The 23010-nt window shown below is 69.7% G+C and carries 18 protein-coding genes; 11 read left to right on the top strand and 7 right to left on the bottom strand.

The genetic code is table 11. From position 1 onward, the window contains the following. Window positions 1–5 precede the first annotated feature (5 nt). From WMF11_RS37775 to WMF11_RS37765, 3 genes are read right to left on the bottom strand one after another with little or no spacing between them, the layout of a single operon-like run. Window positions 6–299: a DUF790 family protein gene (locus WMF11_RS37775; RefSeq protein ID WP_437974224.1), complete on the bottom strand. Its 294-nt coding sequence runs from the start codon at window positions 297–299 to the stop codon at window positions 6–8. Beyond that, window positions 286–1788, bottom strand: a complete 1503-nt coding sequence (locus WMF11_RS37770; protein ID WP_437974223.1) for a DEAD/DEAH box helicase — start codon at window positions 1786–1788, stop codon at window positions 286–288. Before WMF11_RS37770 ends, WMF11_RS37775 begins: the two co-directional genes overlap by 14 nt. A 55-nt stretch (window positions 1789–1843) precedes the next feature. Continuing rightward, window positions 1844–2254: a 6-pyruvoyl trahydropterin synthase family protein gene (locus WMF11_RS37765; RefSeq protein ID WP_012239418.1), complete on the bottom strand. Its 411-nt coding sequence runs from the start codon at window positions 2252–2254 to the stop codon at window positions 1844–1846. 162 nt (window positions 2255–2416) lie between these two features. Between WMF11_RS37765 and WMF11_RS37760 the strand changes: the two genes are divergently transcribed. The 3 genes from WMF11_RS37760 to WMF11_RS37750 all read left to right on the top strand — a co-directional run bounded on the left by WMF11_RS37760 (window position 2417) and on the right by WMF11_RS37750 (window position 4888). Next, window positions 2417–3013, top strand: coding sequence for a YqgE/AlgH family protein (locus WMF11_RS37760; protein ID WP_437294584.1), 597 nt, complete (start codon window positions 2417–2419; stop codon window positions 3011–3013). Between the two features lie 25 nt (window positions 3014–3038). Further along, the gene (locus WMF11_RS37755) at window positions 3039–3506 is read left to right on the top strand and encodes a Dps family protein (protein ID WP_157907930.1); all 468 of its coding nucleotides are present in this window, start codon (window positions 3039–3041) and stop codon (window positions 3504–3506) included. Window positions 3507–3655: 149 nt separating this feature from the next. Next, on the top strand, window positions 3656–4888 hold the full coding sequence (locus WMF11_RS37750) for a formylglycine-generating enzyme family protein (RefSeq protein ID WP_437974222.1): 1233 nt from the start codon (window positions 3656–3658) through the stop codon (window positions 4886–4888). A gap of 112 nt (window positions 4889–5000) precedes the next feature. On the opposite strand, the gene WMF11_RS37745 is transcribed toward WMF11_RS37750, so the two are convergent. Then, complete coding sequence (locus WMF11_RS37745) at window positions 5001–5858, bottom strand: CvfB family protein (protein WP_437974221.1); 858 nt, start codon at window positions 5856–5858, stop codon at window positions 5001–5003. 407 nt (window positions 5859–6265) lie between these two features. Between WMF11_RS37745 and WMF11_RS37740 the strand changes: the two genes are divergently transcribed. From WMF11_RS37740 to WMF11_RS37730, 3 genes are all read left to right on the top strand, one after another. Next, window positions 6266–8005 carry a hypothetical protein gene (locus WMF11_RS37740; protein WP_437974220.1) on the top strand — a complete coding sequence of 580 codons (1740 nt, stop codon included), beginning with the start codon at window positions 6266–6268 and terminating at the stop codon, window positions 8003–8005. Between the two features lie 175 nt (window positions 8006–8180). Then, the gene (locus tag WMF11_RS37735) at window positions 8181–8813 is read left to right on the top strand and encodes a glutathione S-transferase family protein (RefSeq protein WP_437974219.1); all 633 of its coding nucleotides are present in this window, start codon (window positions 8181–8183) and stop codon (window positions 8811–8813) included. A 257-nt stretch (window positions 8814–9070) separates the two neighbouring features. Continuing rightward, window positions 9071–9871, top strand: coding sequence for a hypothetical protein (locus WMF11_RS37730; RefSeq protein WP_437974218.1), 801 nt, complete (start codon window positions 9071–9073; stop codon window positions 9869–9871). A 1161-nt stretch (window positions 9872–11032) separates the two neighbouring features. Here the strand turns inward: WMF11_RS37730 and WMF11_RS37725 are convergent. Beyond that, window positions 11033–11251: a hypothetical protein gene (locus WMF11_RS37725; protein ID WP_437974217.1), complete on the bottom strand. Its 219-nt coding sequence runs from the start codon at window positions 11249–11251 to the stop codon at window positions 11033–11035. 103 nt (window positions 11252–11354) lie between these two features. Here WMF11_RS37725 and WMF11_RS37720 point away from each other — a divergent pair, with 103 nt between their 5' ends. Continuing rightward, the gene (locus WMF11_RS37720) at window positions 11355–12140 is read left to right on the top strand and encodes an alpha/beta hydrolase family esterase (RefSeq protein WP_437904003.1); all 786 of its coding nucleotides are present in this window, start codon (window positions 11355–11357) and stop codon (window positions 12138–12140) included. Window positions 12141–12231: 91 nt separating this feature from the next. Here WMF11_RS37720 and WMF11_RS37715 read toward each other — a convergent pair whose 3' ends face one another. After that, on the bottom strand, window positions 12232–15270 hold the full coding sequence (locus WMF11_RS37715) for an outer membrane protein assembly factor BamB family protein (RefSeq protein WP_437974216.1): 3039 nt from the start codon (window positions 15268–15270) through the stop codon (window positions 12232–12234). A 229-nt stretch (window positions 15271–15499) separates the two neighbouring features. Here WMF11_RS37715 and WMF11_RS37710 point away from each other — a divergent pair, with 229 nt between their 5' ends. The 4 genes from WMF11_RS37710 (at window position 15500) to WMF11_RS37695 (ending at window position 21551) form a co-directional block, all read left to right on the top strand. Continuing rightward, window positions 15500–16756 (top strand): FG-GAP repeat domain-containing protein, encoded by a 1257-nt coding sequence (locus WMF11_RS37710; RefSeq protein ID WP_437974215.1) that lies wholly within the window; start codon window positions 15500–15502, stop codon window positions 16754–16756. Between the two features lie 326 nt (window positions 16757–17082). Then, window positions 17083–18567 carry a formylglycine-generating enzyme family protein gene (locus WMF11_RS37705; protein WP_437974214.1) on the top strand — a complete coding sequence of 495 codons (1485 nt, stop codon included), beginning with the start codon at window positions 17083–17085 and terminating at the stop codon, window positions 18565–18567. A 390-nt stretch (window positions 18568–18957) separates the two neighbouring features. Further along, window positions 18958–20253 (top strand): S1 family peptidase, encoded by a 1296-nt coding sequence (locus WMF11_RS37700; protein WP_437974213.1) that lies wholly within the window; start codon window positions 18958–18960, stop codon window positions 20251–20253. Between the two features lie 173 nt (window positions 20254–20426). After that, window positions 20427–21551, top strand: a complete 1125-nt coding sequence (locus WMF11_RS37695; protein ID WP_437974212.1) for an ABC transporter substrate-binding protein — start codon at window positions 20427–20429, stop codon at window positions 21549–21551. 26 nt (window positions 21552–21577) lie between these two features. On the opposite strand, the gene WMF11_RS37690 is transcribed toward WMF11_RS37695, so the two are convergent. Further along, on the bottom strand, window positions 21578–23005 hold the full coding sequence (locus WMF11_RS37690; RefSeq protein WP_437974211.1) for a carotenoid oxygenase family protein: 1428 nt from the start codon (window positions 23003–23005) through the stop codon (window positions 21578–21580). Window positions 23006–23010 lie beyond the last annotated feature (5 nt).

Raw genomic sequence — 23010 nt, 5'->3', positions numbered from 1 at the left:
AGCGGCTACGAGGAGCTTGACTTTCGGATCGCGTTCGGGACGCCATCGTGCACCTCGTACGCGCAGCCGTCCTCGAGCACCTTGCGCAGGCCGAGCGCGGCCACGCGATCCCGCGCGGGCACCTCCACGGCGTCGAGCGCGGCCGCCACTTCGTCGCGGCGCTCGCCGACGCGCTGCGAGAGGATGTCGAGGTACGCCCGCGCGACCGGCAGCAGGCGCTCGGCGGCCGCCCCGCGGAGGTACTGCGGCACGACCAGCCCGCCCCGGCGGCGGACGCGGACGAGGTCACTGGTAAGCAATGTGCTCCCGGCGCTTGTCGCTCACCCGCTGCTCGCTCGTGCCGAGGGCCACGAGCTCGTAGAGGATCGCCGTCTTGTTCTCGCTCCGGCGCAGGATGCGGCCGAGCCGCTGGACGTGCTCCCGCACCGAGCCGCTGCCCGACAGGACGATCGCCACGTTGGCCTCGGGTACGTTGACCCCCTCGTTCAGCACCTTCGAGGTGACCACCGCCGACAGCGCGCCGCGGTTGAAGGCGTCGAGGATGGCGCTGCGCTCCTTCACCTTGGTCTGGTGGGTGATGGCCGGCAGCAGGAACTGCCGCGAGATCTGGTAGACCGTGGCGTTGTCCTCGGTGAAGACCAGGGTGCGATCGCCGCGGTGGGCGTGGAGCAGCCGGGCGAGGACGTCGATCTTGCCGGGCGCGCACAGCGCGAGGCTGCGCTGGCGGCGGTACGCCTCGAAGGCGCGGCGGCCGGCGTCGGACTGCGAGCTCAGCAGGATGAACTGGCCCCACCCCTCGGGCATGCGGATGCCGTTCGCGCGCAGAAAGCCGATGTACACGGCGCGCGCCGCCTCGTACGCGGCGCGCTCGTCGTCCGAGAGCGGCACCTCGAGCCGGACGACGTCGTAGGCCGCGAGGTACTGCCCGGAGAGCTCGGTGATCTCCCGGCGGAAGACGATCGGGCCGATGAGGTCGTCGTAGCCCCGGCCGTCGGCGCGCTCGGGCGTGGCGGTGAGGCCGAGGCGGAAGGGCGCGAGGCACATCTTCGCGGCGAGCGCGTACGACGGGCTCGGCAGGTGGTGGCACTCGTCGAAGATCACGAGGCCGAACCGGGCGCCGAGCCGGTCCATGTGGGCGTGCGCGGAGTCGTACGTGGTCACCGTCAGGTCGAGGACGTCGTGGTAACCGCCGCCGAGCAGGCCGATCGGGACGCCGAACGCGGCGGAGAGCCCGTCGTACCACTGGTTCAGGAGATCCAGCGTGGGGACGACCACGAGCGCGCTGCGCTGCCGCGCGGCGATCGCGAGCGTCGCGACGAACGTCTTGCCCGCGCCCGTCGGGAGCACGACGACGCCCCGGCTGCGCCGCCCGGCCCAGGCGTCGAGCGCCTCTCGCTGGTAGGGGAACGGGTCGTGCTTGGCGAGCGGCGCGAGCGGGAGCGCCTCGTACTTGCGGGCGGCGTCGGTGAACGGCACGCCGCGAGCGCGGAGCCTCAGGACGAGCTCGGCATAGTCGATCGCCGGCACGCGGTAGACGCGCTCCCGCGCGTCCCAGCGGCAGGACGCGGGCAGGCACGCGGGGTCGAGCGGCGCGCCGCCATCGAGCGCGGGATCGCCGGCGTTGCCGCCGTCGGGCTCGCCCGCGCGCTCGTCTGCGTTCGATGGCAGCGCGCTGCTGTCGAGCGCGGGCGAAGGCGCGAGCGCCGGGCGCGGGGCGAGGCCTTCGATGCGGAGAGTGCCGCCCTGGAAGCTCAGGACGATCGGCGCTGTGCGGACCGGCTCGGTCATCGGCGCGCTCTTTTGCCGCGGTCAGGGCCGCGTGCCAAGCGGAGACGCCCGGCGCTCAGGCCAGCTCGGTCGGCATGACCGAGGCGCCCCGGAGCGGCGCGCGGTAGCGCACCCAGACGAGGGGGGACTCGTTCAGCGTGATCGTGAGGGCGCTGCCGGCGCTCACCGGGAGCTTGCGGCCGAGCTCGCGGTGGATGTAGCGCGCGATGAGCTCGGGCGTCGAGCGCTTGCCCTCGAACGCAGGGTGCTCGTCGAGGTTCCGGTAGTCGATCTCGGCGAGCACGGCGCGCAGGCTATCCCGCAGCGCGCTCGTCTCGACCACCTGGCCGAGGGGCGAGAGCTCCTCGCGCTCCACCTCCACGCTGACCGTGTACGTCGCGCCGTGCAGGCGCTGCGCAGGGCCGAACTGCACGCCCTTGAGGCTGTGGGCCACCATGATGTGATCGCGGACGCCGACGGTGTACATGGCTCCACTATACCCGCCGCGCCGGCGCTGGAGGGAGATCCCAATCGCCTGTCACGGCACGCCGGAGTAAGGTGGGGGCGACCCCCCGTCCGGCCCCCGCCGCGGCGGACGGGTTCGTGCGGGACGCAGTGACCGGTTGACCGTTGCGAGGGAGGATCGCCGATGAACAGCGAAGCGAGCGTGCTGGCCCCAGGGTTCCTCATCGCGTCGCCGCCGCTCGGCGATCCCAACTTCGACCGGACGGTCGTGCTCCTCGCTGTGCACAGCGAGGGCGGGGCGCTGGGGTTCGTGGTGAACAGGCCGGCGCCGATGACGCTGGGGGAGCTCCTGTCGTTCGCGGGTTATGGCAACGACCTGAAGGACCCGGCGCCGGTTTACCTCGGCGGCCCGGTCCAGCCGAGCTCGGGGTGGATCCTGTGCCTCGATCCGGCGCTCGGGGCCGAGGAGACGGGCGTGATCCCGGTGGGCTCCCGGGTGCGGGTCACGTCGTCCCGGAGCGCGTTCGACACCCTCGCGGCCGACGCGGTGCGCGGCACGGCCGCCGCCGACCCGCGGCGCAGGACGGTGCTCCTCGGCTACAGCGGCTGGGGGCCCGGCCAGCTCGAGCGAGAGATCGCCGCGGGCGCGTGGCTGCCCGTGGCCCTCGACGAGGGGATCCTGTTCGACGTGGCGGCGGACCAGCGCTGGGAGCAGGCATATGCGCTGCTCGGCCTGCGCCCGATCGAAGTGATGTCGATGCGCAGCATCGGAGAAGCCTGAGAGCACACGACACGAGAGGAGTCCTATGGAGATCAATATCGGAATCGACGCCAAGAACCGCGAGCTGATCGGCGCGGGGCTGGGACGCGTCCTCGCTGACACGTACACGCTCTATCTGAAGACCCACAACTTCCACTGGAACGTCACGGGGCCCATGTTCCAGACGCTCCACCTCATGTTCGAGCAGCAGTACAACGAGCTGGCGCTCGCCGTGGACCTGGTCGCCGAGCGCATCCGGGCCCTCGGCCTCCCCGCGCCGGGGACCTACAAGCAGTTCGTCGCGCTCTCGACCATCAAGGAGGACGACGGCGTCCCCAAGGCCACGGACATGATCAAGCGCCTCGTCGAGGGCCACGAGACGGTCGCGCGCACCGCGCGTGAGCTCTTCCCCGTGGCCGAGAACGCCAACGATCAGCCCACCTGCGATCTGATCACCCAGCGCCTTCAGGTCCACGAGAAGACCGCCTGGATGCTGCGCAGCTTGCTCGAGTAGCGCCCGCGTCGCGACCGCCGGCCGAGCTGCGGTGAGGGGATCCCTCGACGCAGGCGGCCGGCCGGGAGCGGCTTGACAGCGGTGAACGAAGGGGGTGACGCTGTCGGGTCATGGGTGGAACCTGGGCGAAAGCTGGTTGGGTCGGCGGGGTGGGAGCGCTCGTCGCCGCCGGATGCTCGGACCTCATCGGCGCGGACTGGGAGCGGTACAAGCCCGGCGGCGGCGAGGGCGCGGCGTCCGGGAGCGGCGGCGGCGCGGCGTCCGGGAGCAGCGGTGAGGGTGCGGCGTCCGGGAGCGGCGGTGAGGGCGCGGCGTCCGGGAGCGGCGGTGAGGGTGCGGCGTCCGGGAGCGGCGGTGAGGCGGGGGGATGCGGGCTGAACGGCGACGGCGGTAGCGGCGCGGGCGCAGGGGGCGGCCCCATCTCGTCGATGGTCCCGAGCTGCCTGACCCTGGCGACGCGGTGCGGACCGGACGGGATCAGCTGCTGCGACAGCAGGCTGGTGGACGGCGGCGCGTACACGAGGAGCTATGAAGACGCGACGGGCTCCGCCGAGCAGAGGCGGGCGATCGTGAACGACTTCTGGCTGGATACCTACGAGATCACGGTCGGCCGGTTCCGCGAGTTCGTCGAGGCGGGGAAAGGAACGCGGGAGAGCCCTCCCGAGGCCGGCGCCGGGGAGCACCCGGCGCTTCCTGGCAGCGGGTGGAAGGACAGCTTCGTGCAGTTCCTCCAGCCGGACACGGCGACGCTGATGGCGGAGCTGAGGAAGTGCACCCCTCCCGATCGCGACACGTGCAGCGCTATCGGGGCGCGCTGCTCGACGTGGAGCGACACGGTTGAATCGGACGAGGACGAGCGCCGCCCCATGAACTGCATCACCTGGCATGAGGCGATGGCCTTCTGTGCGTGGGACGGCGGGCGATTGCCGACAGAGGTCGAGTGGAGCTACGCGGCGGCGGGCGGCGACGAGGAGCGAAGCTATCCGTGGGGCGATACGGCCGACGAGGACCGCGCGGTCTTCGGCTGCTACGGGTACACGGAAGAGTCGGGCCGCCCCTGCACGCTCGCCGATCTCCTGCAGGTCGGGTCCAGATCGAGCGGTGACGAGGCGACCTCCGGGGATGCAAAGTGGGGGCAGGCGGACCTGGCAGGGAGCCTGTGGGAGTGGACGCTGGACGGGTACAGCGACGAGTACCCGATCTCATCGCAGCGCTGCGAACTCTGCGACAACTGCGCGAACCTGACCGCCGGCTCCGAGCGCGTCATGCGCGGCGGGTGCTTCGACGACGATATCGAGAACCTCACGACATCCCGTCGCCTCCCTGGCAAACCCGCCGAGCGCTACTACGGCCTTGGCGCCAGGTGCGCGAGGGATCGGTAGTCGCCCGCGCGACGCTCCGGACGCGGCGTCCGCCGCGGGGCGCCGCGTATCGTTCCGCCCGTTCCGCCTCGTTCCGCCCCGTTCCGCCCCGTTCCGCCCCGTTCCGTCCGGCTCAGCGCGCGTTCTTGACGAGGAACCCCTCGCGGTCGATCGCCACCGCGCGCTCCTTCAGCAGGCGGCCGACGGCCCGCTTGAACGCCTTCTTGCTCAGGCCGAAGAGCGCCCGGATCTCCTCCGGGCTCGATCGATCGCCGATCCTCGGCGCGCCCGGGCGCGAGAGCCGCGCGAGGATCTCCTGCGCGTCGCTCTCGACCTCCTCGTGCGCGTGACCGCGGAGCGAGAGATCGATCCTCCCGTCGGGCAGCACGCTCGCCACGCGGAACCGCCCCGCCTGGCCGCGGGAGAGCGCGTGCGGCTCGTCGGCGGGGAGCAGGCCGACGAACCTGCGCTCGACGATGACGAAGAGGCCGATCCCCGGCTCGTTGCGCCACGCCTCACCCTCGACCCACTCGTCGAGATCGAACTCGCCCTGATCCCGCAGCATCTCGCTCACGCGCATCGTCCCCGCGAGGCGCCCGGTCCTGTCCACGAGCAGCCCCACCGGGTGCCGCTCGCCGACCCGCGGGTCGCGGGTCTGCTCCGCGCGGGGGACGAGCAGCTCCTTGGGCAGGCCCCAGTCGACGAAGGCGCCGAAGGGCGCGACGTCGGTGACCGCCAGAAAGGCGACCTCGCCGAGCGTGACCTTCGGCCGGCGCGTGGTGGCGATGGGGCGATCCTCCGAGTCGAGGTACACGAAGACCTCGAGCTCGTCCCCCTCCCTGGCGCCCTCGGGCACCTCGCTGCGCGGCAAGAGGAGCACCGGCGCGTCCGGGCGAAGGTCGTCTGGATCGGCCGAGAGGAAGGCGCCCGGCGGGCCGAACCGCCGCACCGGCAGGGTCACCACGCGCCCGAGGAGATGGTCGTACGGCATCGGCGCGCAGTCTTGCACAGGGCGGGGGCGCGCGGTCGGCCGGTCGCGTCTCTTTTGGCGCGATGACCTCCGATCCCACAAATCAGTTGAAGCTGCCTGAAAGACGACGAATGGTGAGCTGCCGAAGCGCCAGAACGCAAGGAGTTGGAACTCGATTTTGCGTTCGCGGCCGGCGGCCCGCGCTGAGCGAAGTCATCGACGGGTGATGGCGCCGCAGCCGCTCGCGCTGCTCTTTCTGCCCGCCCCCGGCCACGGCCGAGTCAGGCCGTTCGCTCCCCTCCACGCACGAGGCCGATGGCTTGACGAGCCGGTTCCATGACGTTACCGCGTTCCATGACGTTGCCGCTGGGAAGGCCCGCGAGCGGCGCGGGTCGCGCGTCGCGCAGCGGTGAGGCGCGGAGCCCGCCATGGACGACAGCTCCGGATACCGCATGTACGTGTTCCGCGGCGGCCGCCGCGACGTCCCGGGGCGGCGGCTCGTCGACGAGCTCGCGGGCGACCTCCGGGCGATCGCCGGCCCCGGAGGCGCGGAGCGCCCTCGCGACGTCGTGCTCAGCGCCTTAATCCGCGCTGGCGAGCTCGAGTCCCTCCTCGCCGACGCCGGCGCGGAGAGCGCCTCGGCGCTGGCGCAGCTCACCGACGATCTCGCCGCCGCGCTGATCCGCGGTGAGGGCGCGTGCGCGCTCGCGATCGAGGACGGCCAGACATCTGGCCATGGACAGCCAGACGTCTGGCGACGGACAGCCGGCCGTCTGGCCGCGCCCGAGGCCCTCACGGCCGTCGGGGTCCCGGCGATCGTCTCGACGTCGCCGCCCGAGGGGTTCTCGTTCTACGCGCTCCACCCGCTCGATTTCGCCCGGCTGGCCGAGCGGCTCGCGTCCCCGCCGGCGCCGGTCCGGGTCGTCGGTATCCGCAGCATCGGCACGACGCTGAGCGCGGTGACGGCCGCGGCGCTCCGCGGACAGGGGATCCGGGCCGGCCGCACGACCGTGCGCCCCTCAGGTCACCCCTACGACCGCCGCGTCGAGCTCGACGCCGGGCAGATCCGCTGGGTCGAGGACGGCATCGCCGAGGGAGCGCGGTTCTGGGTCGTCGACGAGGGGCCGGGCCTCAGCGGCTCCTCGTTCCTCGCCGCCGGAGACGCCCTGGTCCGCGCGGGCGTCCCGCGCGCCAGCATCGTTTTCCTCGGCTCCCGCGCGCCCGATCCCGACGCGCTCGTCGCGCCGGACGGCGCCCGCCGCTGGCGGTCCTTCCGCTCGGAGCGCGCCGAGGGCGGGGCGCAGCTCCCCGGCGACGCGGGCGAGCCCATCGGCGCCGGGGCGTGGCGCCGCCGCTGCTACGAGGACGAATCGCGCTGGCCGCCCTCCTGGACGTCCATGGAGCGCCTCAAATACCTTTCCCGGGACGAACGCCGGATCCTCAAGTTCGAGGGGATGGGCCGCTACGGGGCGGAGTGTCTGGAGCGGGCACACGGCGTCTTCCGGGCCGGCTTCGGGCCGGAGCCGCGCGACGAGGGCCAGGGATTCTGCTCGTATCCATGGCTCCCTGGCCGCCCGCTCCAGGCAGATGACCTGTCCGCCGCGGAGCTCGAGCGCCTCGCCGACTACTGCGCCTTTCGCGCCTCGGCCTTCCCTGCGCCGGGCCCTGCGGCCGACGAGCTCATTGCGATGGCACGCACCAATTTCTCGCTGGAGATGCGGAGGGAGCTCCCGGGTGAGCTCCACCTGGAGCTCGCGCGTCCGGTGATCGTCGATGGCAGGATGGATCCCCACGAGTGGCGCAGGTCCTCCTCGGGCGAGCTGGTCAAGGTGGACGCCTGCGGGCACGGCGACGATCACTTCCTCCCTGGCCCCACGGACATCGCCTGGGATCTCGCCGGCGCCATCGTCGAGTGGCGGATGCCGCGAGGCGCCCGGCGCGCCTTCCTGGAGCGGTACCGGCGCCGCTCCGGCGACGATCCCGAGCGGCGCCTGCCGGCGTATCTCCTCGCCTACACGCTCCTGCGCCTGGGTCACGCCGCCATGGCCGCGGCGTCGCTCGCGGACGAGGGCGAGGCGCTGCGCCTCTCCGCTGCGCGACACCGCTATCGCGCGGCCCTGATCGAGGACCTCCGCATCACCTCGTGTGGCCGCGGCTCGAGCCGGTGATCCTCGCCGGGCAGCGGTCGAGGTCGCCACGCGCCGAGGCGGGAGCCTGGAACGCGGCGGGCAGAGGAATTCAAGCCTGCCGCACCTGGCGCCGCGCCCAACGGGGCCGGCCTCTGGTACCCTCGGCCGCGCCGCCGACCGACCGGCGGAGACGAACGGAGAAAGAGACACCACCATGGCCATCGTTCTTTACCACCACCCGTTTTCGCGCGCCGCCAACACCGTGTGGATGCTCGAGGAAGTCGGCGTCGAGTACGAGCTCAAGTTCGTCGACATCATGGCCGGCGACCAGAAGAAGGAGGACGTCACGAAGCTCAATCCGATGGGCAAGCTGCCCTTGCTCGTCGACGGCGGCACCGTCGTCACCGAATCCGCGGCGATCGGCCTCTATCTCGCGGATCGTTATGCCCCGGGCCGCCTCGCGCCGAAGCTCGACGACGCGGCGCGCGGCACGTATTTTCGCTGGTCGCTCTTCGCCCCCTCGGTCATCGAGCCCGGCTCGATGGCCAGGGCCGGCAACTGGGAGTTCCGCGCCGGCTCCGCCGGTTGGGGCAACTACGACGACATGATCGCGACCATGGAATCGGCCATCTCTGGCCGTGACTTCGTCCTCGGCAAGGAGTTCTCGATGGCCGACGTCATCTTCGGCGGCACCATCGCGTACATGCTCGACTTCAAGATGCTCGAGCCGCGCCCGAGCTTCACCGGATATGCCGAGCGGGTCAAAGCCCGCCCGGCCTACGCGAAGAGCGAGGCGCGCAACAAGGCCGTGATGGACGAGCGCGGCCTCAAGATGCCTGGCGCTTAGAGCGCCCTGAACGATTGCCAGCCGCTTCCCCCCTGCCGCTGTCCTGCGATAAACTCGCGTATCCGTACACAGAACCCCAGGTTCGCTCACCCGACGAAGCCGCTTGAGAGGTAGCAGTTGTCTGGTGACGAAGAAGTGGGTCGGCTCGTCGCCGCGGGATCGCGAGTCGCTGGGAGAGACCCTGGCCTTGCACGGGTCTGGACGGTGATGCAGGAGTAAAGCGTCGATCTGGGCCTTGCGCTAGTTGAAGGTGATATATGCGTTTTCGGCGACATGGAACAGATGTTACGGATGTGATTATTCACATATCGAGCACCGAAGGGAACTCTTCGGCCAGCATCGAGCTCGCCGATGTTCCACGCTCGGATGGCCTGCCCAAGATAACGAGCAGTGATCCTGATGTGGTCAGCGTCGATGGCATACCTCGCGTACGCGCCGTTGGCAATTTTTCGTTTTACCTCAACGCGCTCGCCACGACATCAGGTGGTGGCGCTGTAACGGTGACCGCGGCGACACGGTCCGGAATCCAGGCGACGCTAAGGGTTGTGGTTGACGTTGCGATAGAGTTGCCGGACCCTGCTACTGAAGCTGGAGCTGTCGCCAGACTGTTGATGTCGGAGGCCCGCGGTCCTTCCCACGCAGACTACCTGGCAGCAGAGACATTGGATAGCATGGGGTGGATGCAACGGGTCCTGGAGAACCGATTGGCGAACGACCCTTCTCAGTTCGGGGCGCGCGGGGCGAGAAGTTTGATCGACATCATTCGCGCCGCCGAGCAGTTTGATGGGTTCTCCGATTATCCCAACTACGATCAGGCGGTTCGTCGTCGGCTGCAGCAGATGGTCAATGTCGCGAACAATGACAATGATCGAATGCAGTCGGATTTTCGGATTTTTATACAGAATGCTATCGATGTGGCTCGGTCGCGGGTCGCCATCCGGGACCCAAGCTCAACAGGCTTGTTCGGGTGGAGAGCCGCAGGGACTGGAAGTCCAGGGCCCAGGTTCGCGAGATTTCGTACGTTGGCCGGAAACACGTTCTTTACGTTGCGTCCATGATTGAAGCCTTGGCCTGATCTGAGCTTCTTGCCTGCGCGCATGGGCGCACTCCGGCTGTGGCCAGCACGGACGAGCAGCACCCTCTCCATGCCCGCGTGGTAGGCGAAGCGAGCGTGATCCTCGAAGGAGACACCGGCACGGTCGCGGATCTTCCAGGCACCCCTGGGCGTCGGGTCGAGGGCCAAGGTGAGCGAACCGACGTCGTCTCGTACGGTTTGCGGCCGCGTGGAGCAGCCGATGAGCGCGAGGACGGCGAACACAGGAGAAACACGCAGTCACGCAGGAAATCTTCAGCGCTGATGCGATCCCGAGCGGAACCGATACCGGGAGACTCGAGCGTCTCTCACCCTGTAAGACTGGAGCCCTCCTGCAACGTCGCCGCACCATCGGGCGCCTCGGAGCGCACGGACGGGCTGATCCGTGACAGGGCGAGCTCGCCCGCGCGGGCAACATGACACGCGGGCAGTACGATTGTGGTCGGGCAGTCCGGCGATGGCCGAGGTCCGGCGCCCACCCCTCTTAACGCGGTGCTCCGAAGGAGCCCTGCCAGCCATGTCCTCCCTCGGGCCCGAAGATGCCCGCGGGCCGGTCGATTGGAATTGACACCGGCAGTGTGAGCGTTCACATTCCAGTCGAGGACCCTCCTTTTGTTTCGGTTTGCTCGGGTCCTCCTGAGTACCGAGCTCTTCGTCGAATCTGAGCCATTCGGTCAATTTTTACACCGATCCTGTTCGCTCGGTCGTCGCGGAAGCGATCGCTGATCGACGGTGATCGGCGTTCTGCCAGGAGCGATCCAACAGAGGACGCGACAACCCTCGCTTGTTCGACGGCTATCGTGAAATTTTGCGTGCTGTCCCCCGGAGATGATTTCGTCGAGAATCCGGCGATGCTTGCGAAGCGACCGGATGGCAAGCTCGGGAACGAGGGAACCTATGGTGCGGCGGGCCGTGCCGAGACGCTCCTCGGGCGCACCGGCGTGATCACATCGGCCCCGTCCGGGAGCTCGTCTGAGCCGGGTGGGAGGCGCTTTGCCAGGGAGGCGGATCCCGTGAGGAACGCTCTGTCACCCGAGGTGAGTGTGGCGAGTCGCCCTTGATACGCTCGAATCGTTTTGTTTCCTTTTCACCTGATTCCGGTACGTAGGAGACCTGTGATGCAATATCAAACATTCAGCCGACTCGCCTTTGGTGTCACCCTTGCGAGTTGGGTCGCGATTTCGTGCGCCCCCGCCGAGTCCGACTCGAACAACGACGGAGGGGGCGGAGCGACGGCGGCCGCTTCCGTTGGTAGCACGAGCGGCAGCGGCGTTGCGACCTCGAGCGGCAGCACGAGCGGCAGCACGAGCAGCAGCAGCGGCGTTGCGACCTCCAGCGGCACCACCGCGGCTGGGACCGGCGGTGACGACAGCGGCGGGAGTGGCGGGGCTGAGCCGACCGGCAGCGGCGGTGCTGGCACGGGTGGCTGGCCCGAAGGAGCCATTCCCATGGGGAACGCACCTGTGAAGAGCGCGGGGTGCGGCAAGGCAACCACGCTGACGAGCAAGGAGTATACGATCTCGAGTTCGGGCCAAAATCGCGTGTACTACGTCGATATGCCCAAGAACTACGACATGAACAAGCCCTACCGGCTGTTCTACACCTCGCATTGGATCGGCAGCCGCTACCAAGACGTCAAGGACCAAAACTTCTACTTTCTCAAGCCGCAGCTGGAGGCCGACGGAGAGCAGGCCATCTTCGTGGCCCCCTCCTCGGACGGTGCAACGTGGCAAGAGAAGGATCACGCGCTGTTCGACGACATCATGGAGCTCATGAATGAAAGCGTCTGCTACGACACGACCCGCGTGTTCGCGACCGGCTTCAGCTTCGGAGGGATGATCACCTATTCGCTGTCGACGAACCATCAAGCGGAGATCCGCGCGGCCGTGGGCATCGCCCCGGCCAACTACAACATCTGGTTGCCTCAGAAGACGCGTAAGCCCATCGCCTGGATGCACACGACGGGCATGAGCGACGGGACGTGCCCCTGGGTGAACAACGAAGGTCAAAAGCGCGGGGCCAAGTTCATCGCCCTCGAAAAGGCCGAGGACAACGGCTGCACGATCCCGAACGACATCCCGACTTCGAACGGCAAGTACAGCTGCTTCGATTTCCAGGATTGCGATCCGGAGCATCCGACGCGGGTGTGCACCTTCGGCGGCGGGCACACGAACATCGACGGCAATCCGAACTGGATTCCCATCGAGTCGTGGAAGTTCTTCAAGCAGTTCTGACCGACGTCCTCGCCGCGGGCGGGACCCTCGCCCGCGCGTAGCGCCGCGCTCGGGGCCTGAGCGGCGCATGGCGCCCTTCCCCCCATGGGTTTCAGGGACTGAACGTCGCGACGAAGATGTCGGAGCCGCCGGCGTGGGGGATGGGGCCGGTCCCGAAGTCGACCGCCGCGCCCGCAGCCCCTGTGAGGGCGATCACGCCGCTCGGCGAGATCGTGATGCCATGTGCGCTGGCGCCGAAGCCGAGGGTCCAGAGCTCGGCGCCGCTCGGGTCGAGCTTGGCGAGCCCGTTTCCGGCGACGACGATGCTACCAGCGGAATCGAGCGCGAGCGCGTCGCCGAAGGGGATCGCGTCGCTGAACACGTGGGCACCCGCGGCGTCCAGCTTGAGGAGCACGGGGCCGGCGGGCAGCACGCCACCGCCGAGATCGACGGTCCCGTCCGTGGTGCCGGCCACGAAGACCTCGTCAGCCGCATTGACGGCCACCGACCAGCCCGCCTTCCACGCGCCGCCAGGGGGGATCGACGGATCCGGCGCGAACGGGCGGCTCCAGAGCGCGGCGCCGGTCGGGTCGAACTTGCTGACCGTGAGATACCCTGCGTCGGCCTGCGGTGCGGTCACGGTCAGCGCGTTGCCCGCGCTGTCGATCGCGAGATCGACGTGGTATTCCAGGGACCTGAAATAGTCCTCCGGGCCGGGAGGGGGCGTGATCCTGTGTTTCCAGAGGACATCGCCGCCAGGGCTCAGCTTTACCAGGTAGGCGCCGTTCGCCCAAAGGTCGGCGTAGACCAGGTAGGTGTTGCCGAGCGCATCGACGGCGATCCGCTCGGGAACGCTGTAGCTCTCGATCGCGTCCGACGTGTAGATGGGCGCTTGACTCCAGATGGCCTTGCCATCGCGGTCGAGCTTGGCCACGAAGGCCACGGTATTGTGGTCCGGCTGGAAGGGGGGGAGGCACTGGTTCAACACCCTGGCGCCGCCACCCGAGTATGTGCCGGCGAGCAGGAGGTCGCCGTTGCCATCGACGGCCACGACGAGCGGGTGGCCGCTCGTCAGGCGCTCGCTCCAGAGCGGCGCGCCCGATGGATCGAGCTTGAGCAGGAAGTGGCGTCCGGGCGGGGAGGTCAGAGGGCCCGCGCCGAAGTCGATGGTTCCTGTGAAGGTGCCGGTGACATAGGTGTTGCCTGCGGCGTCGCTCGCGATGTGCAGGCCCTCGTCGGCGCCGGTGCCGCCGAACCCGCGCGCCCACGACAGCATGGGGCAATGGGGGTCGCCGTCGCAGTTCTCGTCCTCCGGCGTGGAGCAGAGCTCCTCGGCAGGCGTCACCTCGCCCACGCAGGGGCCGAAGCCAAGGCCGCTGGGCCGGCAGGTTTGCGTCCCCGCAGCGCAGGGGCCGACGCCCCTGGTCCCGGCAGGGCCGGAGTAGCACGCGATGACCGAGCCCGGCACGCACGTCTCGGACGGGTCTCCGCCGCCTCCGCCGTCGCTGCCGCCGCTGCCTCCTCCCTCGCCGCTGTCGCCGCTCGCCGGCGGATTGAATGTGGCAACATAGATATCCCGGCCTTCTGTATACGCGATCGGGCCGGTCCCGAAGTCGACAGGGCCACTCACAACGCCGGTGACGGCGACCGCGCCGTTCGGGGAGATGGTCATGTCCGCTACAGAGGCCGCGAAGTCGCGCGTCCAGAGCTCGGCGCCGCTCGGGTCGAGCATCGTGAGCCCACCCCCGCCGAGGAAGATGTTGTCCGCAGGGTCGACCGCGATGTTGCCGGTGTGGCGGGCGGGCTGGGTGAACACTTCCTCGCCGTCCTGATCCAGCTTGATGAGAGCTCCCTCGACCAGCACGAGGATCTCGCCCGCCGAGTCGACCGCCACCTTGCCACGGAAGCCGTAGTCGTCCAATCTCCGGGACCAGAGCAAATCTCCATCCGGAGAGAGCTTTGAGACGTACGTGTAGAGGACAAGGTAGTTGCCATCGATACCTGCTTCATTCACTGTCACCACGTTGCCGGCGCTGTCGAGCGCGAGGTTCATGTGGAAGCTCGGGCTGCCCGGAGTGCTCCGCCTCCAGAGGACATTGCCCATGGCGTCCAGCTTCACCACCGCTGTCGCGTCCTCCAGCCCGATGGCGACGTACGCGTCGTCGAGAGCATCGATGGCCACCTTCGTCGCCCAGGTAGGATGCGAAGGGTAGAAGCGGAATCCATCGCTCCAGATGTGATTGCCGTCGGGGTCGAGCTTGGCCATGAATTGCCCGGAACGATCGGCCGGAGCCGGCAGGGCGCACCCGCCGAAGCCGAGGTCCAGGCCAATGCCAGAGAAGTCGTCCTCGTAGTTGCCGGCGATCAGGACGTTGCCGTTTCCGTCGATGGCCAGGGCATCTCCTGTCTCGCGCAAGGGGGTGCCGAAGCGCTTGCTCCAGAGCGGCGCGCCCGAGGGATCGAGCTTGAGAAGGAAGATGTCGCTGCCACCGGCGCTGGTCAGAGGGCCGGCGCCGAAGTCGACCGTTCCTTTGAAGGCGCCGAGGATGTAGTAATTCCCCATGGCGTCGACGGCCACGGTCGATGTGGGATAGGTGGGCTCGATGCCGAACCCGCGCGCCCAGGCGGCCGGTTGCGGGCAATGGGGGTCGCCGTCGCAGCTCTCGTCCTGCGGCGTGGCGCAGACCTCCGCAGCAGGGGTGATCTCACCCGTGCAGGGCCCGTAGCCGAAGCCGTCAGGACGACAGGTCTGCGTCCCGGCCGTACAGCGCCCGACGCCGTTGGTCCCCTCGGGGCCGGAGTAGCACGCGACGATGGATCCCGGCACGCATGCTGCCGGCGAGCCGCCGCTCCCGGTCGAGGTGCTCTCGTCGCCGCCGCCGTGGCCTGCGGAGCCGCCGCTGCCCGTGGCAGCGGAGCCGCCGCCGCCGTGGCCTGCGGAGCCGCCGCTGCCCGTGGCAGCGGAGCCGCCGCCGTCTCCTGTGGTTGCGGCGCTGTACCCGCCGCCGCCCGCGGCGCCGCCGCTGCTGCTGCTGCCGGGCGCGCTCGGACCGCATTCATTCGTGGGGCCGAAGGCGGCGAGGAGCAGGGCGGCGGAGGCACGCCGGTGAAGCCCGGAAGTCGAACCGATGGACTCGAACGGTCTTGCCATGCCGCCTCCGATGCTCGAGGCAGACGCCGCATTCATGCCGCGACCATCACGGCCGTGACCGGGAGCGCTCACCCCCGCGATGGCCCTCGAACAGCCTGCGCGATCGAGCATCAACCATCGTGAGCGTCAACAGACCATTGGGCCCGGGTTGGGCCCATGCCTCCCGAGGGGGTGCGAGCCATCGTCAATTCTACCACGACGTGCTAAGCGCTCGGAGATGGCTTCGGGAATGGGGTTATTGCGCTGCACACCGCTCGCCTTGGTCATCGCCTGCGCGGGCGAATCCTCGCGCGCGCCCGTCGACGCGGGCACCGACGCGCCGCCCGCGGGCACCGTCACCGCGCCCCCACCGCTCCCGCGTGAGGCCGCCCTCGACGCGCGCTTCGTGAAGATCACCCTGCACCGCGAGTTCTACTGCGAGGGGGCGAGCTTTGCGGACTTCAATCACGACGGGGTGACGGATGTCATCGCGGGCCCGGATTGGTACGAGGGTCCAGGGTATGGCACGAGCCATCCCGTGTGGCCGAGGGAAGCCTTCGATCCGCACGGCTACTCGGATTGCTTTTTCGAGTTCCCCTACGACTTCGACCACGACGGGTTCACCGACGTCCTCGTCGTCGGCTTTCCGGGTGCGCCCGCGGCTTGGTACCAGAACCCGCGCGGCGGCGACGCGCTCTGGGCTCGTCACGACACGCTGCCGTGGCCGATCGACAACGAGTCGCCCCTGTTCGCCGACATCACCGGCGACGGCGTGCCCGAGCTCGTGCACATGTCGGGGGGCGTGCTCGGAACGTCGTCGCCCGGCGTGGACCCGACCGAGCCGTGGGTCTTCCGGGCGCTCACCGAGAATCGGGGGTACGGCGCGTTCACGCACGGCCTCGGCGCAGGCGACGTCAACGGGGACGGCGCAAGCGACTTGGTCGAGGCGAGCGGCTACTTCACGCGGAGCGCAGGGTCGCCCGACGGCTTGCCGTTCACGCGCGTCGAGCAGCCGTTCGGTGCCGGGGGAGCGCAGATGCCGGTGGTCGACGTGGACGGCGACGGGGACGCGGACATAGCGACCACGCTCGCCGCTCACGGCTACGGGCTCTCCTGGTTCGAGCAGGTTCCGAACGCGGCCGGCGCCGCGTTCGTGGAGCACGTCGTCGTTCCGGGGACCCCACCCGATGCCGCGTCGAGCGTGTTCATGCACGAGCCGCACGCGCTCGCTCACGCCGACATCGACGGTGACCGGCTCCAGGACCTCGTGAGCGGCGAGCGCTTCTGGGGTCATGTGCCTGCCGGCATGCCGGACTTCGACGCGCCGGCCCGGCTCTACTGGTTCGAGCAGGCGCGAGCGGCGGAACGCATCGACTTCCAGCCCGCTCTCATCGACGACGATTCGGGGGTAGGCACCCAGCTCACGGTCGCGGACGGCAACGGAGACGGCCGGCCGGACATCGTCATCTCGAACAAGAAGGGCGCTTTCGTCTTCCTGCAACGCTAGAGCGGCGGTCACCCGCTTCGGATACGGGCCCATCTCGACGTTTTCGGTGCTCAGCGCGCTGGAGTGCGCTTCCGCGCCGAAAACGCCGATCTGGACCCGTCTCCTGTGCGGGTGACCGCCGCTCTGCGACGCTCGTACTGTGCGGAGCCTTCCTGCCTGGGATGCCAGCGCTCCTTTCTTGCTCTCGCCGGCGGCCGGTCCACGCCCTTGGCCCCGAGAACCGTGCTGGCATCGACCGTGAGGTCGCTCCTCAGCGGCGCGGCCGAGCACGAGGCGGAAGGCGCGCGCCGGTGGACAGGGAGAGCGGTGCGGCAGTAGGACAAGGTATGGCGAAGCGGAGGGGCGCGGCATGGCTGTGGGCGGGGTGGGCGCTCACGGCGGGCGGGTGCGGGTGGCTGACGGGGCTGGAGCCCAGCTACTACGTGGTGGCGGCGGGCAGCGGCGGGAGCGGAGGAGGCGCAGGCGGCGAGGGAGGCGGCCGGAGCGGGAGCGGTGGAGCTGCCGGGACCGGCGGCGAGGCGAGCGGCGGGAGCGGAGGAGCCACAGGCGCAGGCGGCGAGGCAGGCGGCGCGGGGCCTGGCGGGAGCGGCGGAGATGGCGGGAGCGGCGGAGACGGCGGGAGCGGCGGAGATGGCGGGAGCGGCGGAGACGGCGGGAGCGGCGGAGACGGCGGAGACGGCGGGAGCGGCGGAGACGGCGGGAGCGGCGGGAGCGGCGGAGACGGCGGGAGCGGCGGGAGCGGCGGAGACGTGGCGTGTACGCCCGGGGAGAACGAGTGCGTGGACCAGGCGTGCGTGGAGGGGAAGTGTCGTGGGGAGTGCAGACCGGAGCTGGTGCGGTGTAGGGCGACGGACAACCGGCCGCAGCACTGCGATGAGCGCGGGGAATGGGAGGATGCGGCGCCGTGTGGAGGGGCAGCGCCAGCGTGCGACCGAGGGAAGTGCGTGCCGCGGAGCTGTGTCGGGCTGACGGAGACGTGCGGTCCTGGGCGCAACGAGAGCTGCTGCGCGACGGGCGCGGCGATACCCGGGGGAACGTTCAACCGGAGCAACGGCGCGGCGTATCCGGCGACGGTGAGCGGCTTCTTGCTGGATAGGTACGAGGTGACCGTCGGACGGTTCCGGAAGTTCGTGGATGCATATCCAGGGAGCAAGCCCAGGGCACGAGCAGGAGAGCACCCGAAGATCCCGGGGAGCGGGTGGGACGTGGGGTGGGACAGCCTCCTGCCCGCCGGTGCGGCGGCATTGAAGACCGCTGTGAAGTGCGAGCCGACCTTCAATACATGGACGGATGGCCCCGGCGCGAACGAGCACCTTCCGATGAACTGCCTGGACTGGTACGTCGCGTTCGCGTTCTGCGCGTGGGACGGAGGCCGGCTGCCGACGGAGGCGGAGTGGAACTACGCGGCGGCGGGAGGCGGCGGAGCGGACGGGCAGCGGGTGTATCCGTGGTCGAAGCCGCCGAGCTCGACGACGATCGACAGCACGTACGCGGTGTATGGCTGCGGGCCCGACGGTTCGTGCGCGTTCAGCGATGTTCAGGCGGTCGGGTCGAAGTCGCCGAAGGGGGATGGAAAGTGGGGGCAGGCGGACCTGGGCGGGAGCCTGTGGGAGTGGGTCCTGGATTGGTACGAGAACCCGTACGACCCGTCGTGCGATGATTGTGCAAATTTAACCCCCTCCTCGGACCGGGTGATCCGGGGCGGGAGCTTCTACGTCGATGCGCCGGAGCTGGTCTCCTCCTTCCGCGACGACTTCGAGCCGGCGCGCCGCAGCCGCGGCATCACGGCCCGGTGCGCGAGGACACCGTAGATCCGCGAGCCGCGCGCCCCGGCGCTGCCGCTCGACGTCGCCCGGCGCGGGCGAGGTGCGGCGGGATGCCGCCTCGTTCCACGCCTCGAACGCGGCCGTTCCAGATCGCCGCCTGGCGCCGCTCCGGGTAGCGCAGCATACTCTCGACGTCATTCTTGAGCGTCGCGGGCGGATTTCGTACGCCCGCCTCCGGGCCTGCCGCTCCGGCTGTCCCTTTACCGGCTTCAGCCCGGTGCCCCCATGCGTCTGCTCGGAGACGCCGTCGCCGAGCCTGGCACGCCGCGATCACAGGCCCCGTCACGTTGATTGCTGACGAACGCTGGCGCCTGGCGGAGGCGGACTCCGCCGGCGCGAGCGATCGTCTGAACAGAATCATGATGTAGAGGCAGAATGAAGAAGAGAGAACTTGGTCATCAGCTTGGTCTCGCGGCGTGCGTGGGCGCCGCGCTCGGCCTCTTCGCGGGCTGCGCGATTGAAGGCGCGTCGGACGAGCCGATCGAGGCGCTCGGGTCGCATTCGTCCGCGATCGTCGGCGGCGAGCTCGCCGAGGCGAGCCCCTGGGCCGTCCAGGTCTTCGACGTGCGCGGGAGCACCGGCGACTTCTACCAGTGCACCGGCACCCTCGTCGCGGCGCGCTGGGTGCTCACCGCGCAGCACTGCATCGCGGACGAGGGCGAGACGTCGGCGGTGCGCGTCGGCAGCAACACGTACGGCGCCGGCCAGCGCATCGCGGTCGACGCCGTCGAGGTGCCCTCGGCCGCCGCCGACATCGCGCTGCTCCACCTGACCGCGGACGCCAGTGGACCGTTCGTCCAGCTGGCCGAGTCGACGTCGGTCGCGGTCGGCAGCGACGCGACGGCCTACGGCTGGGGGAGCGAGGGCACGCCGCTGGTGATGGCGCCGTCGCTCAAGAAGGCGACCGTCCACATCGACGGCTGGTACTCCGTCGAGGAGCTCCTGGCGACGGGCGTGACGGGCGCGGGCTGGAGCGGCGACTCCGGCGGCCCGTGGTTCGTCGATGGGCGTCAGGTCGCCGTGTTCTCGGCTTCGAACGGGCAGAACGGCACGAACCTGCACGCGAAGCAGCTCGGCGTCGACGTCGCGCGCCACCGCGCCTGGATCGACGCCACGATCGCCAGCGGCCCCACCGTCCACCCCAGCAACCAGGTGGTGCTCCACGATCTCTCGAACTTCTCCGGCGTCTCGCAGGGCTTCGGGATCGGCCGCTACGACCTCCCGAACCTGACGATCATCGGAGACAACCGCGCGAGCGCCATCAGGGTCCCCGCCGGGCTCCGGGTCACGGCCTTCATGCACGGCAGCTTCGGGGGCGAGGCGCGCGTCTTCACCTCGGACACGGATCTCGTGGCCGCGGGCTTCAACGACACGATCTCGGGCATCGTCGTCTCGAACGCCTCGGACCCGCAGCTCGACGTGGTCACCTTCTACGAGCACGCCAGCTACTCGGGCCAATCGGTCATCTACGGCGTCGGCTCCAGCTACTTTATAAGCACCCCATGGGACCAGAGGGTCAGCTCCGTCCGCGTCCCCTCCGGCTTCCAGCTGACGCTCTACAACGGGCTCTGGCGCTACTCGGCCGAGTGGCGCGTCCTCACGGCAGACGCGAACCTCGCCCCCCTCACCTTCGACAACCAGACCCGGAGCTTCCTTATCGAGCGCCTGTAGGAGCGAGCGAGCGCGCGGAGCGGCCAGCGCTCCTCGCGCCGCGTCGCGAGGCGAGCGCCGAGTCATCCCCACGCCGGCCGCGCGAGGCCAGGACAGCGCGCTCTCGCGAGCCTTGCTCAGGTGGCCCCTTCCAGGCATAGTGCAACGAATCGTTGCATGAGTGACGCCAACCCATGAATACGCCACTGCCGCTACCTGGAGCGGAGCGGACCGACGGATCAGCCGTCCAGATCGGCGCTCTCGTTCCGCTGACTCGGCCCGGCTGGGTCGAGGCAGGCCGGCACTTGCTCGCTGGACTCGCGCTGGCCGTTCGCGAGGTCAATGACGCCGGCGGGATCGTCGGAAGACCCCTCGAGCTGGTGGTCCGAGACACCGCGGCTGATCCACAGAGGGCCGCGGCGGCCGTCGATGATCTGGCTCGCCTGGGCGTGGCTGCCTTGGCGGGGGAGTATCACAGCGTCGTCGCTCGCGCCGCTGCCGGCAGGGCCGACGCCCTCGGCCTGCCGTTCCTCTGCTCGTCGGCGGTCCTCGACGCGCTCACCGAACAGCCAGCGGAATGGGTCGCGCGCCTCGCCCCGGCGCAGTCCCACGGCTGGCGGATCTACGCGGACTTCCTCCTCCGCGCGGGCCACAGGCGCATCGCCGTGGCGGCCGATTCGAGCGTCTACTGGGCGTCTGGGGCCCGCGTTCTGCGGGACTACCTCGCTCCACGCGGCGGCGCCGTCATCGAGCTCGACATGCGCGCGCTCGCCCCCGCGGCCGTGTGCGACGAGCTCGTCGACAATCGCGCGACAGCCCTCCTTCTTCTGGTCGGCTACCCGGAGCCGGCGGTGTCGATCGTCAAGTCTGTCCGCCGCGACAAGCGCCTCGCCGAGATCATGATGGGTGCTCCGGCCGGGCAGCCGGAGTTCGCCGGATGGGCGACGTTGCTGGGCGCCGACGGCGCCGCGATCCCGTTCTTGCGCTACCTGCCCGAGCGCCTCAGCCCGCTCGGCGCCCGGGTCGAGACGGCGCTGCGCGAGCGGCTGACCGAAGCGCCCTCCTTCGTCGCCTTCGAGGGCTACGACACGGTCGCCGTCCTCGCCGATGTGCTGCGCTCTCAGGGCGCGGACCGGGCGCGCACTGCCGGATCCTGGGCGCGCGTCGCCGTCGAAGGCACCCGCGGGCAGATCCGGTTTTCCCGCACGCCAGGCATCAGCGTCTGGCAGTGGGCCTGGCCGCCAGTCCAGGTCGTTGATCGAGATCCGGCGGCCCCCGATCGCTTTCGGATCCTTCACGCCGGCGGAGAGAGCACGTAGGTCCGCGAAGGGCATCCCGAGCCGAGTTACACGCTGGGCCGCCAGGTGCCGTGGAACCCGAATGGCACGCGGTGCGGCAAGCGGGCGACCGCGACGGGGCCAGCGGAAAGGCGCATGGCATCGAACACCAGCAAGTCGCTGCGCTTCGCCTGTTCACGCCAGGCCACGGCGAGCAGCCAGCCGTCGCCCTCGGCCGCGTCCTCCGCGCGCGGCACGAACACCGGCTCGGACACCACGTCGCCGTGCGGCAGCGTGTGAATGCTGCGTTCGCCGGTGTCGAAGTCGAATCGGGCAAGGCTGTTGTAAAGCACGCTCTCCGAGTCGCCTCGTGCGCGCGAGGTCGCATGGCAGGTGGTGAAGCCGTAGCGGTTGCGCCGCCCCGTGTAGCGCTCGTCGATCCGTGGAAACTCCGCCACGAGATCGTCGAGGTAGTCACGCCGGAAGCCGGCGCCTGCATCCGCCAGATCGAAGGTCCAGCGGCACAGGCGAGCGGCCATCGCCTCGGGGTCGCCGGGGCGGCCCTCGGCGTCGGGCAGGCCGGGCGCGGTCTCCGACTGCATGACGTAGGCCACGATGGTGTCGCCGTCGTCCCAGGCGTTCATCCCATGGAACATGTGGCAGGCGTCGGTCTGGAACCAGCGCAGCGTGTCGGCCGCGCTCCCGCGCTTCATCACGCCGACGTGGGTCCGCAAGCCTGCATCCCAGGCCAGCAGCGGCTTGCCGCGCATGGCGCGCTCCACGCTGAGCGTCAGCGGCGTGACGGGAAAGAGCACATGCCCGCGCGTCACCATGAAGTCGTGCACCATGCTGGCATACGGCGCTGTGAACGACTGCAGCTGCGTGACCTCGCAGCGCGTGTCCATCACGCCGTAGAGCATGCTCGGCGAGCAAGGGCCGTCGGGCGAGTACGCGAAGAAGTGCAGCTCGCCGCTCTCGGGGTCGATCTTGGGGTGCGCGGTGCAGCGCGAGGTCACGCGGCCGCCGAAGCTCTGGTGCCCCCTGGAAGCCAGCGTGCCGGGGTCGATCTCGAAGGGCTGATGCGACTCTTCGAGCGCGAACAGCCGATCGCCGTGCCAGAGCATGCTGGTGTTGGCCGTGCCGCCGTTGCGGCCCCGCGCCATCGGGTCGCTCGTGGCGGGGTTTCCGAAGGTGCCGAAGAGCGCGCGCCCTGCTTCGTGCTCGAGCTGCCACTTCGGCGTGCGCGCCCAGCGGTTGCGGTACGACACCTTGCCGGCGCCGATGTGGAACGCATGCACCATGCCGTCGCCGGAGAACCAGTGGTAGTCGTCGTCGCGCGGCGTGTACTGCGGGTTCGGGCCGACACGGTACAGGCTTCCTTCCAGCTCGGGCGGCAGGGTCCCCTCGATCTCGAGCGCCGCGATGTCGTGCTCCTCGCGGAGCGGCGCGTAGTTGCCGGTAAAGAAATGAGGATTCTTCTGCGTTCTTGCGTTCACGTGAG

This window comes from Sorangium sp. So ce295, from assembly GCF_051527405.1.
Classification (GTDB): domain Bacteria; phylum Myxococcota_A; class Polyangia; order Polyangiales; family Polyangiaceae; genus Sorangium; species Sorangium cellulosum_B.
Note: the sequence above shows the minus strand (reverse complement) of the source record. Positions and strands in the feature narration are given on the sequence as shown.